Here is a 680-nt window from a genome sequence, read left to right on the forward strand (position 1 = left end):
TCTAATAACTATTTAATTTTATAATAAAAGTAATTCTATATTAATATTATATATATTAAATTGCAAGTAATGGATATTTAATATACTGTTAATTCCATATTTATGAAATTAACTTTATAATAAAAGTGCATCTAGATGAAGTGAAAAGAAAGACGTCGATGAACGGTTCATTAACAAGTAAGGCTACATGTATTTTGAAAACCAAACAAATAGAGAATGGAGAGAAACACATGAAAAATAGCGTACTACTTAAATCGTTAATAGCTGTAACAGTAATGACAACTGCAACTGGAAGTGCACTATTTGTAGGAAATGGTATAACACACGAGGCAAAAGCACAACAAGAGAACCCAAATGCAGTGCATTTTCAACAGGAAGTTGACGGAAAAAAATTAGATTTTACTGATACTTTTAGTAAAACGAATCTTTCCCCTAAAACATTAGCAGATGATATAGCTAAAAAGCTAACAGATGCTGGTTTAAACCCCAGTGAATACATTTTTAACTTGAAAGTAAAAACAAAAGAGGGTGGAACATTTGAAGGATCGGGAGATGTATCAGGATCAAATTTAAATAATCAAACACGAGAATTCAATCCAACACAAGATACTATTGAAGTATTCACAATAACTAAGAAATAAAAATAGAATAAGTTTAATACACTTTAAGCTACCTATACA

General features: G+C 29.1%; 1 protein-coding gene. It reads left to right on the forward strand.

Annotated elements, in window-relative coordinates; genetic code table 11:
- Window positions 1-158: 158 nt before the first annotated feature.
- On the forward strand, window positions 159-641 hold the full coding sequence (locus CD118_RS11765) for a hypothetical protein (RefSeq protein WP_240621958.1): 483 nt from the start codon (window positions 159-161) through the stop codon (window positions 639-641).
- Window positions 642-680: the final 39 nt, after the last annotated feature.

The organism is Staphylococcus coagulans, assembly GCF_002901995.1.
Lineage (GTDB): Bacteria > Bacillota > Bacilli > Staphylococcales > Staphylococcaceae > Staphylococcus > Staphylococcus coagulans.